The organism is Candidatus Sodalis pierantonius str. SOPE, from assembly GCF_000517405.1.
Lineage (GTDB): Bacteria > Pseudomonadota > Gammaproteobacteria > Enterobacterales > Enterobacteriaceae > Sodalis_C > Sodalis_C pierantonii.
The window spans coordinates 2,059,254-2,073,972 of the sequence record NZ_CP006568.1 but is presented as its reverse complement, the minus strand read 5'-3'; the positions used below and the strand labels follow the sequence as shown (position 1 = coordinate 2,073,972).

10 protein-coding genes and 4 pseudogenes are annotated in these 14,719 nt (G+C 58.2%); 11 read left to right on the top strand and 3 right to left on the bottom strand.

Features of this window, described 5'->3' with window-relative positions; all coding sequences use genetic code 11:
• Positions 1 to 53 precede the first annotated feature (53 nt).
• Entirely contained in the window at positions 54 to 977 is a 924-nt protein-coding gene (locus SOPEG_RS10615) for an IS5 family transposase (RefSeq protein ID WP_025245316.1), read from the bottom strand.
• A 597-nt stretch (positions 978 to 1,574) separates the two neighbouring features.
• Between SOPEG_RS10615 and proV the strand changes: the two are divergent.
• The 8 genes and pseudogenes from proV (at position 1,575) to mprA (ending at position 8,918) form a co-directional block, all read left to right on the top strand.
• Positions 1,575 to 2,775: pseudogene (gene proV / locus SOPEG_RS10610) on the top strand (glycine betaine/L-proline ABC transporter ATP-binding protein ProV).
• Positions 2,768 to 3,844 carry a glycine betaine/L-proline ABC transporter permease ProW gene (proW, locus tag SOPEG_RS10605; protein ID WP_025245315.1) on the top strand — a complete coding sequence of 359 codons (1,077 nt, stop codon included), beginning with the start codon at positions 2,768 to 2,770 and terminating at the stop codon, positions 3,842 to 3,844. Before proV ends, proW begins: the two are co-directional and overlap by 8 nt.
• Before the next feature lie 71 nt (positions 3,845 to 3,915).
• Positions 3,916 to 4,901, top strand: a pseudogene (proX, locus tag SOPEG_RS10600) (glycine betaine/L-proline ABC transporter substrate-binding protein ProX).
• A gap of 59 nt (positions 4,902 to 4,960) precedes the next feature.
• On the top strand, positions 4,961 to 5,953 hold the full coding sequence (proX, locus tag SOPEG_RS10595) for a glycine betaine/L-proline ABC transporter substrate-binding protein ProX (protein ID WP_025245314.1): 993 nt from the start codon (positions 4,961 to 4,963) through the stop codon (positions 5,951 to 5,953).
• A gap of 141 nt (positions 5,954 to 6,094) precedes the next feature.
• A complete protein-coding gene (locus SOPEG_RS10590) occupies positions 6,095 to 7,294 on the top strand; it encodes an MFS transporter (protein ID WP_025245313.1) in 1,200 nt (399 codons plus the stop codon).
• 114 nt (positions 7,295 to 7,408) lie between these two features.
• On the top strand, positions 7,409 to 8,131 hold the full coding sequence (locus SOPEG_RS10585) for an AzlC family ABC transporter permease (RefSeq protein ID WP_148297055.1): 723 nt from the start codon (positions 7,409 to 7,411) through the stop codon (positions 8,129 to 8,131).
• Positions 8,088 to 8,258, top strand: a complete 171-nt coding sequence (locus SOPEG_RS28760; protein ID WP_236851805.1) for an AzlD domain-containing protein — start codon at positions 8,088 to 8,090, stop codon at positions 8,256 to 8,258. Before SOPEG_RS10585 ends, SOPEG_RS28760 begins: the two co-directional genes overlap by 44 nt.
• Before the next feature lie 138 nt (positions 8,259 to 8,396).
• On the top strand, positions 8,397 to 8,918 hold the full coding sequence (gene mprA, locus SOPEG_RS10580) for a transcriptional repressor MprA (RefSeq protein ID WP_025245312.1): 522 nt from the start codon (positions 8,397 to 8,399) through the stop codon (positions 8,916 to 8,918).
• 69 nt (positions 8,919 to 8,987) lie between these two features.
• On the opposite strand, the gene SOPEG_RS10575 is transcribed toward mprA, so the two are convergent.
• Positions 8,988 to 10,079, bottom strand: a complete 1,092-nt coding sequence (locus SOPEG_RS10575) for a tRNA/rRNA methyltransferase (RefSeq protein ID WP_025245311.1) — start codon at positions 10,077 to 10,079, stop codon at positions 8,988 to 8,990.
• A gap of 126 nt (positions 10,080 to 10,205) precedes the next feature.
• Positions 10,206 to 10,448, bottom strand: a complete 243-nt coding sequence (locus SOPEG_RS29475; protein ID WP_236851877.1) for a hypothetical protein — start codon at positions 10,446 to 10,448, stop codon at positions 10,206 to 10,208.
• Between SOPEG_RS29475 and trxC the strand changes: the two are divergent.
• The 3 genes and pseudogenes from trxC (at position 10,338) to SOPEG_RS10560 (ending at position 14,614) form a co-directional block, all read left to right on the top strand.
• Positions 10,338 to 10,734 (top strand): annotated as a pseudogene (trxC, locus tag SOPEG_RS10570) (thioredoxin TrxC). The gene SOPEG_RS29475 and the pseudogene trxC overlap by 111 nt on opposite strands.
• A gap of 371 nt (positions 10,735 to 11,105) precedes the next feature.
• The gene (locus tag SOPEG_RS10565) at positions 11,106 to 11,789 is read left to right on the top strand and encodes a tRNA-uridine aminocarboxypropyltransferase (protein ID WP_025245310.1); all 684 of its coding nucleotides are present in this window, start codon (positions 11,106 to 11,108) and stop codon (positions 11,787 to 11,789) included.
• 187 nt (positions 11,790 to 11,976) lie between these two features.
• A pseudogene (locus tag SOPEG_RS10560) lies at positions 11,977 to 14,614 on the top strand (bifunctional acetate--CoA ligase family protein/GNAT family N-acetyltransferase).
• Positions 14,615 to 14,719: the final 105 nt, after the last annotated feature.

The following is a 14,719-nucleotide window of genomic DNA, read 5'->3' as shown; positions in this document are numbered from 1 at the left end:
TTTGTTGAATAAATCCGAAATTTGTGACGACTTCCTCCCTATCAGGGCGATTGTTACATGATGCGGACGCTGTTTGGCATTCCTAACAGTGTGATCCGGTTAAGTGCTTTAACCATTGCCATTGCCTCACCTACCTGCGCGTCATAGTCATGCAGACTCAGATGACCACCCAGAAGTGTTTTAAACCGGAACATGGCCGTTTCAGCCAGTGAACGCCGGTGATAACCTACTTTCTTTTTCCAGGTATCGTTATTGCCGCTCAGATGCTGATTTGCCACCGCATGGTTACGCTCATGGTATCGAGCTGGCCAATATTGCGCACCACTTCGCGGTGGGATAAGCGGCTTTATTTTTTTCCTCAGCAGAGCATCATGACAGTAACGCGTATCGTAAGCACTGTCAGCCGACGCTTCCCTGATTTTCCGGTGGGTTTGGTTAATCAGCCCGGGCAGCGCCTGCGCATCTGTCGTACCGCTTAGCGATAAATCGGCACAGATAATTTCATGTGTCACGCTATCTACTGCCAGATGAAGCTTGCGCCATACTTTGCGCCTCTCAGCCCCATGCTGCCTGACTTTCCATTCGCCTTCGCCGAAGACTTTCAGGCCGGTGCCATCGATGACCAGGTGTGAGATTTCGCCGCGGGTTGGCGTTTTTATGCTGATGTCGACGGTTTTTGCTCGCCGGCTGACCAGAGAGTAATCTGGGCAGCGCAGCGACAGCCCCATCAGTTTAAAAATCGAGTCAACGAAATCCTGTAACGCCCGGAGCGAAAGATTAAACACGCGCTTTATCATCAGAACCGTGGTAATGGCCATATCGGTGTAGTGAAGCGGCCGGCCACGATGTTCAGGTGGTGTACTCTCAGTCCATGCAGCAATGGCTGACTCATCAAGCCATACTGTCAGGTCCCCCCGCTGCCTGAGCGCATTGTTATATGCGGGCCAGTTGGTAATTTTAAACTTTTGCTTTGCCATGGGGACCTGATGTTGAAACGAATGTAGTGATCAGAGCCGCCAGTCACCTAAAAGTTCGAATTATTCAACAAAGCCCCTCTGAGGCATAAGCCGTGCTCCCGCATTGCTTATTTCTCTTCTTCGCCGCATCGGCAATGCCGTATTTATTTCCTTTTGCTCAAAGCCATAATACTGGGCTGATTTCTGACCCGATATTAAACGTAATGCACAAATATTCCATCATGGCGATTGACGGGATAAAACGCTTCATCTTATAGCCCCGGCACTATTATCCGCTTGCGCCGAATATGAACAAAAAAGAACCAATACCGAAACAGATATATATCCGCAAGCGGTCGCTCCGCATCGCATTTCGCTGCTGATATCGCTCTCTCCATCGCCCCAAAATAGCTTTTTTTTCACAAGGTGATATTTGCCGCAAACCCTTATCTGCCGTAGTGGATCCGGCCGGAATAGGTCCTTTTCGCGTCATGAATATTCTGTCTTTAGGACGGCTAGGGGTTGTCTCAGAATCTCAGTATGTTAGGGTATAGGGCGTTTTAATTTTGTTCAGGATTATTTTATATGGTAGATGTCACACGGGAAAACTATAATTTCATGGCAGTAAAACTTGAAGTAAATAACCTTTATAAAATATTTGGTGAACACCCCGAGCGGGCGTTAAAATTGATTAACGCAGGGCAAGACAAAGATACCATATTTGCAAAAACCGGTCTGACGGTTGGCGTGAAAAATGCCAGTCTGGCCATTGAAGAAGGCGAGATATTCGTCATTATGGGATTATCCGGCTCGGGTAAATCCACTATGGTACGCCTTCTCAATCGTCTGATAGAGCCGACACGGGGCGAGGTGCTGATTGACGGCGAAAACATCGCCAATATCGCCGATGCCGCCCTGCGCGAGGTGCGACGTAAAAAAATCAGTATGGTGTTCCAGTCTTTTGCCCTGATGCCGCATTTGAACGTGCTGGATAATACCGCTTTCGGCATGATGCTGGACGGTATGGCGCCGCAACAGCGGCATGCCAAAGCGCTGGAAGCCCTGTCGCAGGTGGGGCTGGAACAGCATGCGCATTCCTGGCCCGACGAGCTGTCCGGCGGCATGCGCCAGCGTGTCGGCCTGGCGCGCGCAGGCCATCAACCCCGATATTTTGCTGATGGATGAGGCGTTTTCCGCCCTCGACCCGCTTATTCGTACCGAAATGCAGGACGAGCTTATCAAGCTACAGTCCCGCCACCAGCGCACCATCATCTTTATCTCCCATGACCTTGACGAAGCAATGCGCATCGGCGATCGCATCGCTATCATGCAAGGGGGCAAGGTAGTGCAGGTGGGCACGCCGGACGAGATCCTCAATAATCCGGCCAACGACTATGTCCGCACCTTCTTCCGCGGCGTGGATATCTCGCAGGTATTCAGCGCCAAAGATATCGCCCGTCGCCGGCCGGTAACCCTGATCCGTAAAACCCCGGGCGTCGGCCCGCGCTCCGCGCTGAGGCTGCTGCAAGATGAGGATCGTGATTTCGGCTACGTGCTGGAACGCGGTCAGAAATTTATCGGCGTGGTGTCCATTGATTCGTTGAAGGCCGCCCTTTCCGCCAACGGTACGCTGGAAGACGCGTTGCTGTCATCGCCGGCCACCATCCCCGCCGAGACGCCGCTCAGTGAATTGATTTCCACCGTCGCCCAGGCGCCCTGCGCCGTACCGGTCGTCGGTGAAGATAATCAATACATCGGCATTATTTCCAAAGGGATGCTGCTGCAGGCGCTGGATAAAGAGGGGATGAATAATGAGTAACACCACAACCGATCCGTGGGCGGCGACCAACGCAGCGCCCGCTCATCAGACCGCCGGCCAGCAAGCCACAGGCCAGGCCGCCGATCCCTGGAGCAGCACCGCGGCGCAGCAAAGCGCTGACTGGCTCAACATTGCTCCGGCCGACGCGCCCGCGCATTTCAATGTGCTTGATCCCTTTCATCAAACGCTTATCCCCCTCGATCGCTGGGTCACCGAAGGCATTGATTGGGTAGTATTGCATTTTCGTCCGCTGTTCCAGGGCATCCGCGTCCCGGTGGACTTCATCCTAAGCGGCTTTCAACATCTGCTGCTGGGCCTGCCGGCCCCCGTGGCGATGATCATTTTCGCGCTGATAGCCTGGCAAATGTCGACGCTCGGCATGGGCGTGGCCACGTTGGTGTCGCTTATTATCATCGGCGCCTGGTCGCAGGCGATGGTGACGCTGGCGTTGGTGCTCACTTCGCTATTGTTCTGCATCGTACTCGGGCTACCGCTGGGTATTTGGCTGGCGCGCAGCAATGGTGCGGCAAAGATTATCCGCCCGCTGCTGGATGCGATGCAGACGACGCCGGCGTTCGTCTATCTGGTGCCGATCGTCATGCTGTTCGGTATCGGTAATGTGCCAGGGGTGGTGGTCACGATTATCTTCGCCCTGCCGCCGATAGTGCGGCTGACCATCCTCGGCATCAAACAGGTGCCGGGGGATTTGGTGGAAGCCGCGGAGTCATTCGGCGCCAGTCCGCGCCAAATGTTGTTCAAAGTGCAATTGCCGCTGGCGCTGCCGACTATCATGGCGGGGATTAATCAGACGTTGATGCTGGCGCTGTCGATGGTGGTCATCGCCTCGATGATCGCGGTCGGCGGTCTGGGACAGATGGTGCTGCGCGGCATTGGCCGGCTCGACATGGGCTTGGCCACCGTCGGCGGCGTCGGTATTGTGATCCTAGCGATTATCCTCGATCGTCTGACGCAGTCGTTGGGCCGCGACAGCCGCAGCCGCGGCAACCGCCTCTGGTACAGCAACGGCCCGCTGGGACTGATAACCCGTCCGTTTCGCAAGCAGGCATAACCTTTTCCCCGAAGGCGGGCAACGGCAGCGCATTGCGCCGCTGCCCGCCCTAAACAGAACAGGAATTCCCCATGCGTCATACCGTTATCTGTGCGTTCGCGCCCATCGCCGTATTCACCCAGTCTGTCTGCGCCGCCGCGCTGCTCGATAAAGGCGTGGTGGTAAAACCGGTGCAAAGCTCACTGGCGGAAGAATCATTTCAAACCGAGCTGGTTAACCGGGCGCTGCAGAAACTGGGCTACGACGTTCAGCCCACTAATGAAGTGGATTACAACGTCGCCTACACCGCCATCGCCAACGGCGATGCGACCTATCTGGCGGTGAACTGGAAGCCGCAGATGGAAGAGATGTACGACCACGCCGGCGGCGATGGCAAATTCTACCGTCGGGGCACCTATATCGCCGCCGCCGCCCAAGGGTATTTGATCGATAAAAAAACCGCCGAAAAGTACCACATTCGCACGCTGGATCAATTACGCGATCCCGCGCTTGCCAAATTGTTCGACACCGACGGCGACGGTAAAGCCGATATTACCGGCTGTAACCCCGGCTGGATCTGCGGCAATGTCATCGACGGGCACATCAAGGCGTTCAACCTGCAATCCACGGTGACGCAAAATCAGGGCAACTACTCGGCGATCATCGCCGATACCCTTGCCCGCTTTCACCAGGGCAAGCCGGTGCTTTATTACACCTGGACGCCCTATTGGCTGAGCGCCGAACTGGTGCCCGGCCGGGATGTGGTATGGCTGCAGGTCCCGCGTCCGTCTATTCGGGCAATCAGGATACCCGTTTGCCTAACGGCAGCAATTATGGTTTCCCGGTCAATAACCAACATATCGTCGCCAATAAAGCGTGGGCGGCGCAGAATCCGGCCGCCGTCAAACTGTTCGCCGTCATGACACTGCCGGTGGCCGATGTGAACGCGCAGAACCGGCGTATGCATCAGGGGGAAAACACCCCTGAAGCGATCTCCCGCCACGTGGACAGCTGGATAGCGGCTCATCCCAAGCAGTTCGCCAGCTGGTTAAGCGCGGCGCAGGCGGCGGCCCAATAACCTGGCGTCGCGGTTCGCACCGCGGCGTATTCTTACAACGACCAACACAGGGTAAACCCATGCGCAAGATAGCATTAGGGGCGTTCGCGCTCACCACGGCTTTCGCCGTACAGACCACCTTTGCCGCCGAGCTGCCGGGGAAAGGCATCCAGGTTCAGCCGGTGCAAAGCACCATTACCGAAGAGACATTTCAAACCCTGCTGGTGAATAAGGCCTTGGAAAAACTGGGCTACTCGGTGCAGTCGCCACGGGAAGTGGACTACAACGTGGCCTATACCTCAATTGCCTCTGGCGATGCCACTTTTATGGCGGTGAACTGGGACCCGCTGCACGCGGATCAGTACCAGGCCGCCGGCGGTGACGCAAAGTTTTATCGCCAGGGTAATTATGTCGAAGGCGCGGCCCAAGGCTACCTGATCGATAAAAAGACCGCCGAGAAGTACCACATTACCACCATCGACCAGCTCAAGGACCCTAAATTGGCCAAACTGTTCGACGCCAACGGCAAGGCGGATTTGTCCGGCTGTACGCCAGGCTGGGGCTGTGAGGCGGTCATCAACCATCACATTAAAGCCTATGGCTTGAGCGCGACCGTCGAGCATAATCAGGGAAATTATGCGGCGATCATGGCCGATACCATCAGCCGCTACAAAGAAGGTAAACCTATTTTGTATTACACCTGGACGCCGTACTGGGTAAGCGACGTACTGGTGCCGGGACGCGATGTGGTTTGGTTGCAGGTGCCATTCTCCTCGCTACCGGGTGAGCAGAAAGGGATCAGCACCAAGCTGCCCAACGGCACAGACTATGGCTTCCCCGTCAATAGCATGCGCATCGCCACCAACAAACAGTGGGCCGAAGCCAATCCGGCAGCGGCCAAGCTCTTCGCCATCATGAAGCTGCCGATTGCCGATATCAACGCGCAGAACGCGCGGATGCACCAGGGCGAAGCGCAAGAAGCGGATATTGAACGACAGACCGACGGCTGGATCAAAGCGCATCAGGCCCTGTTCGACGGTTGGGTAAACACCGCCGCGGCCGCCGCCAAATAAGCGTGACACTGCGCCGTTCGGATCGTCGATGCGGGCGTAACCCCGCCATAACACCGGCGAAAAACCAGCGAGGGGACTCACCCCTCGTTTTTTTGTTGTTAATCAGTAATAATACCCGCCCGTTGGTTAAACGAATCCTTAATGAAAACGTCCACAGATCATCCTAGCCTGAATCCGGCATTAATCCTTATCATGGCGATCGCCACCGGCCTGGCCGTTGCCAGCAATTACTATGCCCAGCCGCTGCTGGATGCTATCGTCAGGACCTACCATTTGTCGGTGCGCGAGGCGGGGTTCATTGTCACGGCGGCACAGCTCAGCTATGCCTGCGGCCTGATGTTCCTGGTGCCTCTCGGCGATAAATTTGAACGCTGCAGTATGATCGTGGTGATGTCGGTGCTGGCCGCCATCGGCATGGTGATTACCGCCTCGGCGCCATCCCTGCCGATGATGCTATTGGGCACCGCCCTGACCGGCTTTTTTTCCGTGGTGGCGCAGATCCTGGTACCCTTGGCCGCTTCGCTGGCCGATCCCGAGCGGCGGGGCAAGGTGGTGGGAACCATCATGAGCGGTCTGCTGCTCGGCATCCTGCTGGCGCGGACCGTTGCCGGCGCGCTGGCAGATCTCGGCGGCTGGCAAACCGTTTACTGGCTGGCGAGCGCGTTGATGGTGGTCATGGCGGTAATACTGTGGTTTGCCCTGCCGCGGTATAAACAGTACTCCGATCTGAATTACCGCCAGCTGCTCGGCTCAATTTTCAGCATTTACCGGCAATCGCCGGTATTGCGCAACCGTGCTCTGCTGGGCTGCCTCAGCTTTGCCTGTTTTAGTAATCTTTGGACCTCCATGGCGTTTTTGCTGGCCGAGCCGCCCTTTCATTTTAGTGAGTCGAAAATCGGCCTGTTTGGCCTGGTGGGCGCCGCTGGCGCATTAGCGGCCACCCGCGCCGGCGCGCTGGCAGACCGAGGTAAAGCCAAAATGACCACGCTGGGGGGTCTATTGCTGCTGCTGTTCTCCTGGGTACTGGTGTGGTATGGCCAATATAATTGGCTGTCGCTGGTGCTCGGCATTATTGCCCTCGATTTGGCGGTGCAGGGGCTGCACATCACCAACCAAAGCGTGATTTACCGTCGCATGCCGGAGGCGCGTAACCGCCTGACCTCCGGTTACATGATCAGCTATTTCGCCGGCGGCGCCTTCGGGTCGCTGGTGTCCGCCACGGCCTACCAAAGCGCCGGCTGGAACGGCGTCAGCCTCGCCGGCGGCCTGCTCTGCCTGATCAATTTGTTATTGTGGCTGCGCGGCAGCCGTCACGAAGAGTCCGGCCTTCCCCGCGCCTGATCGCGCGTTCGCCGCTGGCGCGGGGCGATGTCTCATGGTATTGATAAGATTCGCCACCGCGGCGCGTGGCGCCGCGCTCTTGTAAGCCATCAAAGGAAAGGAAGGCGATTCATCATGGAGTCTAACATTGCCGGTTTGTCGGCCACTACCGCGCCCGCGACATTCCGTCAGGGCATCAAAGATAGCCTGCCGATTGTCATCGGGTATATGCCGGTGGCGTTCGCCTTTGGCCTGAATGCCGTGAAACTCGGCTTCACGCCGCTGGAAGGGCTGTTCATCTCCTGCATCATTTACGCCGGCGCCAGCCAGTTTGTGATTACTACCCTGCTCAGCGCCGGCGTTTCGCTGTGGATAGCGGCGCTGACGGTCATGGCGATGGACGTGCGTCACTTATTGTATGGACCGGCGCTGCGCCAACGCATCCCTGGCGCGTTGGCGCCCCGTAAAACCGCCCTCTGGGCTTTCGGCCTGACCGATGAAGTCTTCGCCGCCGCCATCAGCCGCCTCAGCCGGGATAACCGCAGCTGGTCGGAAGACTGGATGCTAGGCGTCGCGCTCTGCGCTTGGCTATCGTGGGTGGCCGGCACGCTGGCGGGCGTCTGTTCCGGCAATGGTCTGCTCGATGATTGGCCCGCCGTCTCGGCGGCACTGGGCTTTATGCTACCGGCGCTGTTTCTCAGTTTTCTACTGGCCGCTTTCCAGCGCCGGCAAAGCCTGGTACTGGCCGCTGCGCAACGGCCCCCTCGGTCGGGTACTGGACAGTATCGGTATTGCCGCCATTTGTGCATTGCTGGTGGTCTCCACCTTACCCGATATCCTCCAGGAGCCTCAGCGTAGCTGGCCTGCGCTGGCGGGGTTTTTGACGTTAACGGCGTTGTTTTACCGCACTCGCAGCATCGTTATGGCGACGCTCTCCAGCGCGCTGGTGTATGGCGTGGTGTACAAGTGCCTGCTGACATTTTGATCGGGGCAGTTAAGAAACGGGTAAATTAACATTACATCAACACTTATATAGACGTCTAAACTTTCCATCATGACAATATTTACATATGTGATTACATCAGTTATTATACAGTCCGCAACTAATGAGGTGCAGGTTACGATGGAAAGTTCGTTCACCCCGATAGAACAAATGTTAACGCTGCGCGCGCAGCAAAAAAGCGATTTTCCTTTCCAGGAAGTGTTGTTAACCCGTTTGTGCATGCACATGCAGGGTAAACTGCTGGAAAATCGCAACCGTATGCTGAAAGCCCAGGGAATCAACGAAACCCTGTTTATGGCGTTGGTAACCCTGGAATCCCAGGCCAGCCGCAGTATTCAGCCGTCAGAATTGAGTTCGGCCCTGGGATCCTCCCGTACCAACGCCACCCGCATTGCCGATGAGCTGGAAAAGCGCGGCTGGATTGAACGTAAAGAGAGCAAAAATGACCGCCGTTGTTTGCATCTGCATTTGACAGACGCCGGGCAGACGTTTCTTGATAATCTCTTGCCGCCGCAGTACAACTGCCTGCTTTCCCTGTGGTCGACGCTGAATGAAGCGGAAAAGCAGCAATTGGAAAGCCTGACCCGCAAGCTGTTAAATAAGCTGGACACGCTTATCTCGGAAGAAGATGTGCTGAAGTGAGTTTTGCCGCTTGCCACAGCAAACGCCGCGAAGGATCCTCCGCGGCGTTTTTTTTGCGTCCCGCCACCGTCAGCCGCGGTTTTGCCGCCACCACTCCGCCAACAGAATGCCGGCGCTGACGGACACGTTCAAACTGGGTACCCGACCGGTGCCGTTGATGGCCACCGCGATATCCGCCTGCGACAGTACCGCTTGTGAGCGCGCGCCGCCCTCTTCCGCCAATACCAGCACCGCCCGGGCGGGCATCTTCACTTCGGAAAGCGGCGTGCCGCCGTTACCGGTCAGCGTCACCACGGTGTAGCCGGCACGCTGAAAACGCTGCATGTCCTGCAACATATCGTCGCACTGAATGGCTTTGACGTGCTCTGCCCCACCTTCCGCGGTGCGCACCGCGGCGCCGGACTCCAGTAGGGCGCTATCGCCCACCATCACGCCATTTACGCCGAAGTGCGCGCAACTGCGTAGGATTGCGCCGAGATTGTGAGGATTGCTAATCTGCTCAAGCGCCATAACGCAATCGTGCTGTTTTGCAGCGACGCTGGTCAGATAACCGTCAGCGTCAAGACCGGCACGTTTTTTAATCAGAAAACAGACGCCGCCGTGATGCTCCGTGCCCGAGGCTTTGGCCAGCTCATCGTCTTCCACCACATGATAAGCCTTGCGGTTGTCCGCCATCCAGCGCAGCGCATCGAGAAACCGCGGCGTCACCGATTGCTCGAACCAGGCTCGAACGATAGCGTCCGGGCGGTTGTGAAACAGCGCCTGACAGGCATTTTCCCCGTAAACGCGGGTTTCTTCGGCGCGCTGGCGGCGCAGCTGTTCGGGATCAATCTGGCTTTTGCCGCTAATGCCCCCATGATCGGGTACAGCGGCGTCATCCCCCGCGTAGAAGGTTTTCCACGGCGAGTCCGAGGTTTCGCCGCGCGGCCGGCGGCCGGCGCTATCGTCGCGGGGCGGGGCGCCTGAGGAGGAGGCGCGATCGGCACGTGCACCGCCGCAGGCGCGGTCGCCGGGCGTCTTCCACGGATTACGGCCCTCATCGCGCTGACCGCTCTTGCGATCGGTGGCGGCGCGGCGCTTTGGCGCCTGCTCTTCCTCTTTGCGCACATACATCACGCGGACTTTGCCATTCTTAGCCTTTAACGCATCGCTATCGCTCATATTGCCCTCCCCCCTCTGATGGGCGCGAAGATTACCCGATCTCCGCCCATATAGCTACCGGGTTAAGGTAAAAGCCGGCAACTATCGAAACCATTGAACAAACCATTTTGTCACCCGTTATTTCTTTTACCATACTTTGAAAACTGACCCACTAAAAGCGCGAATGCCGCCGGTCGCAAAATTCCCGGCGCGGCGGTTACGCTCATCAGAGGCAACATTATGAACACGGTTTGTGCATCCTGCCTGGCCACCAATCGCCTGCCGGACGACAGGATCAATGATGCCGCCAAATGCGGCCGCTGCGGTGAACCGCTGCTGGACGGTTCGGTTATTCACGCCACCGGCGCTACGCTTGACAAGCTGCTGCAAGATGCCTATCGTCATCGATTTTTGGGCCCCGTGGTGCGGCCCCTGCGTTGGTTTCGCGCCGGTGTTTGATGCCGTCGCTGGCGAACGTCTCGATAAAGTGCGTTTTATCAAGATCAATACCGAAGCCGAACCGGCGCTCAGCAGCCGTTTTGGCATTCGCAGTATTCCGACCATTATGTTGTTCAAGCAGGGGCAGAAAGTGAACTCGCTGCATGGAGCAATGCCGAAAGCGCCATTCGAGGAGTGGCTGGATGAAGACCTCTCCCTCCAGGACACGACCTCCTAAACACACGCGGGCCCCTTTGAAGAGTAAGTCTTATTTCCGTGAGAGGCCCTGAAGTCTGCGCCTAATCGCCCGCGGGGCGCCCCGTGCAGGGTAGGCTTTTCCGGGGCCTGTCAAGGAGACGCGTTTAGCGGCTGTCGGGACGCCTCGGGTTAAAGTGGGTCAGCGTCAGTCAAACGACCTTCTCAAGGGACGGTCCCGATGGGGTAAGCAAAGCTTCCGCGCCGTAGGCAAATCAACTTATGCCGCAAGCAAGCCGCCTTGAGCGATTAGGCCGATGTGCCCAGAAAACCCAGGCCGTTGAGGCAAAAAGCATTACCCTTCCCTTAAGCGCTCCGGTAAACTCATCCTCTTTTTCCACCGCCGGCCACGCCATGACTTTAAACGCCGTACTGGCCTTGCGCCACTTGCGCTTGCAACACTCCACGCGCCCTTTCCGTGCCCGCGGCTGCCGGGTGCTGCGCTGCGAAGGGTGTCTACTGCCGCGCCGGCGCTGTTTGTGCGACACCATCATGCCGCAGCAGGCCAGCAGCCGATTCTGTCTGGTGATGTTCGACGCTGAACCCCTCAAGCCCAGCAATACCGGGCGGTTAATCGCCGATATTCTGCCGACGACGCAAGCATTCCTCTGGTCACGTACCGAGCCGGATCCGGCCATGCTGGCGGCGGTGGCCGATCCGCTCCGTCAACCGTATGTCGTGTTTCCCGCCGGCCCTATGTCGGGGGAGCGACGCGCGGTCAATCATGTTTTACCCGACGCCCGGCCGCCGCTGTTTATTTTGCTGGACGGCACCTGGCCCGAGGTGGGGAAAATGTTTCGCAAAAGCCCGTGGCTGGCGGATTTTCCGGTACTGTCGCTGGATCTGCCCAGCGTTTCGCAATATGGCCTGCGCGGCAACCACGGCGAGGGCCACCATTGTACCGCGGAAGTGGCCGCCGCCTTGCTTACCCTAGCGGGAGACAGGGCCGCTGCTAACGCGCTGATGGCGCATTTTATCCTCTTTCGCAGCTGCTATCTGGCGGGTAAATCCCACGCGCCGCGCCTAGCGCCCTCCTAACGGACCCTCCGGGGCGATGGCGTTTGTCGCGTCTTAGTCCACCCAGCGCGCGCCACTGTCCCACCCAGACAACGTGTCCGCGTCGATGCGCCCTCGTTTCGCCGCACGACTCCCTGGGCTGCCGTTATAGCAGGAATGAAATAAAACGCGTACACTTATCCCGTCAACCAGCAAGGGGATGCAGTAGATGAGTTTACGGGGACTGGAGGCGCTGCTGCGGCCAAAATCGATCGCGGTGGTCGGCGCATCGGACACGCCCGGCCGCGCCGACAATCTGATGATGCGCAATCTGCTTGATGGCGGTTTCAACGGGCCGGTGCTGCCAGTGACGCCGAAATATCCGGCGGTCTGCGGCGTGCTCAGCTATCCTTCGGTGGCATCGCTGCCGCTGACGCCGGATCTGGCGGTGGTGTGTACCCACGCCCGGCGTAATACAGCGCTGCTGACCGCGCTCGGCGAACGGGGCTGTAAAACGGCCATCGTGCTGTCGGCGCCTCCGGCGCAATTCGATGAGCTGCGCGCCTGCGCCCAACGTTTCGGCATGCGGTTGCTGGGGCCGAAAAGTCTGGGGCTGCTGGCCCCCTGGCAGGGACTGAACGCCAGTTTTTCGCTGGTTCCCATTCATCGCGGTAAACTGGCGTTTATCTCGCAGTCGGCGGCGGTTTCCAATACCGTGCTCGACTGGGCGCAGCAGCGCGCCATCGGGTTTTCCTATTTTATCGCCCTCGGCGACAGTATCGACATTGATGTCGACGATATGCTGGATTTCCTGGCGCGCGACGGTAAAAGCAGTGCGATATTGCTGCATCTGGAACATCTCTCCGACGCCCGACGGTTCTTCTCCGCCGCCCGCGGCGCGGCGCGCAATAAGCCGATTCTGGTCATCAAAAGCGGGCGCACCATCCAGGCGCAGCGGCAGCTCAACTACCTTCCCGGCCTCGATGCCGCCTATGATGCCGCCATTCAGCGGGCCGGGCTGCTGCGGGTGCGCGACACCCACGAGCTGTTTTCGGTGGTGGAAACCTTAAGCCATATGCGCCCCTTGGGCGGCGAACGGCTGATGATTATCAGTAACGGTATTGCGCCGGCGACGCTGGCGCTGGACGAGCTTTTGCGCCGTCACGGCCGGCTGGCGGAGCTGGACGAAACCACCCTGGCGGCGCTGGCGCGCGCGTTCCCCTGGGCGTTAACGCCCGGCAACCCGCTGGATCTTGCCGACGATGCCACCCCGGAACGTTACCGCGCCGCGCTATTGGCGTTCCTGGGCAGTAAGGATTATGACGCGCTGCTGATAATCCATGCTCCGAGCGCCGCCGCGCCCAGTAGTCAGACCGCCACCGACGTTATCGCCACGTTGGCCGGCGCTTCCCGCTCGCGGCCGGTTACCGTATTGACCAACTGGAGCGGCGAGTTTTCTTCACAGCAGGCGCGCCGTCTGTTCACCGAAGCGGGCCTGCCAACCTACCGCACACCGGAGGGGGCCGTGACGGCCTTCATGCATATGGCGGAGTATAGGCGCAATCAGCGCCAGTTGATGGAGACGCCGGCGCTGCCGATCGGGTTGACCATCGACGCCGCCCACGTCCACCAAATGATCCGCCAGGCGCTGGATAAAGGTATCACCCGGCTGGAAACCCATGACGTTAGGCCCCTGGTTTAAGCTTATGGCATCAAGACCTTGCCCACCTGGATCGCCGCCGACAGCGACGACGCGGTCCGGCTTAGTGAAGGGCTTGGCTATCCGGTCGCGCTGAAGCTGCGCTCCGCCGATATCGCACATAAATCCGACGTGCAGGGAGTGATGCTTGCGTTGCGCAATGCGACGGAAGTGGCGCAGGCGGCCAGCGCCATGCTGGAACGGGCGGCGGTCACCTATCCGAACTCGCGCATCGAAGGCCTGGCGGTCCAGAGCATGGCGAGCCGCGCCGGCACGCAGGAGCTGCGCATCAGCGTAGAGCAGGACCCCGTCTTCGGCCCGCTTATTTTGTTAGGCGATGGCGGTAGCGCTGTCGCCGCTTAATATGGCGCTGGCCCATCACCTGGTGCTGCAGGGATTAAAGAAGGGCGCTCTGCGCAATAACCGCCCGCTGGATATCGCTGCGCTCAGCCAACTGCTGGTGCAGGTGTCCGATTTAATGGTGGATTGCCCGGAAATTATCGCGTTGAATATCCATCCGCTGCTGGCCTGCGGTAGCGATATGACGGCGCTGGATGTCAGTTTGCATTTAAGCGAATACCATGGCGACGCTGGCGCACGGCTGGCCATTCGGCCCTATCCGCGCCAGTTGGAGTCGGTGGTCACGCTCAATAACGGGCAACGTTGTTTGTTCCGGCCGATTTTGCCGGAAGATGAACCGCTGCTGAAAGCTTTCATCGGCCGAGTGACCCGCGAAGATCTTTATTACCGCTACTTCAGCGAAATTAGCGAATTTACCCATGAAGATTTGGCCTATATGACACAAATCGACTACGATCGGGAAATGGCGTTTGTGGCGGTCACGCAGCAACAAGAGCGTGAAGTCATCATCGGCGTCACCCGCGTCATTGCGGATCCCGATAATACCGATGCGGAATTCGCTGTGCTGGTGCGTTCCGATTTGAAAAAACTGGGACTCGGGCGCATGCTGCTAGAGAAGATGATTGATTACGCCCGCGCCCATGGTCTACAGCGGCTGACCGCCATTACCATGCCCAACAACCGCGGCATGATAACGCTGGCGCGCAAATTAGGCTTCACGGTGGATATTCAATTGCAGGACGGTATCGTCGCGCTGGCGCTGGAACCGTCTGCAGAGGGTATTGCACCGATAGCGGGCAAGGATTAGCCGGACAAATTGAAACATGCCCACAAGCAACAGAAGTAGTGGTATTATGGCCGATTCAACGCAAATACCTGTTTGCACAGGGTCATTCCAACCTTCGATGATAAG

Bases quoted from the DNA above. Each gene is read 5' to 3' on its own strand.
- SOPEG_RS10565 (WP_025245310.1), top strand. From the start codon at position 11,106: ATGACTTTAAACGCCGTACTGGCCTTGCGCCACTTGCGCTTGCAACAC.
- proW (WP_025245315.1), top strand. From the start codon at position 2,768: ATGAGTAACACCACAACCGATCCGTGGGCGGCGACCAACGCAGCGCCC.
- mprA (WP_025245312.1), top strand. From the start codon at position 8,397: ATGGAAAGTTCGTTCACCCCGATAGAACAAATGTTAACGCTGCGCGCG.
- SOPEG_RS10585 (WP_148297055.1), top strand. From the start codon at position 7,409: ATGGAGTCTAACATTGCCGGTTTGTCGGCCACTACCGCGCCCGCGACA.
- proX (WP_025245314.1), top strand. From the start codon at position 4,961: ATGCGCAAGATAGCATTAGGGGCGTTCGCGCTCACCACGGCTTTCGCC.
- SOPEG_RS10615 (WP_025245316.1), bottom strand. From the start codon at position 977: ATGGCAAAGCAAAAGTTTAAAATTACCAACTGGCCCGCATATAACAAT.
- SOPEG_RS10575 (WP_025245311.1), bottom strand. From the start codon at position 10,079: ATGAGCGATAGCGATGCGTTAAAGGCTAAGAATGGCAAAGTCCGCGTG.
- SOPEG_RS10590 (WP_025245313.1), top strand. From the start codon at position 6,095: ATGAAAACGTCCACAGATCATCCTAGCCTGAATCCGGCATTAATCCTT.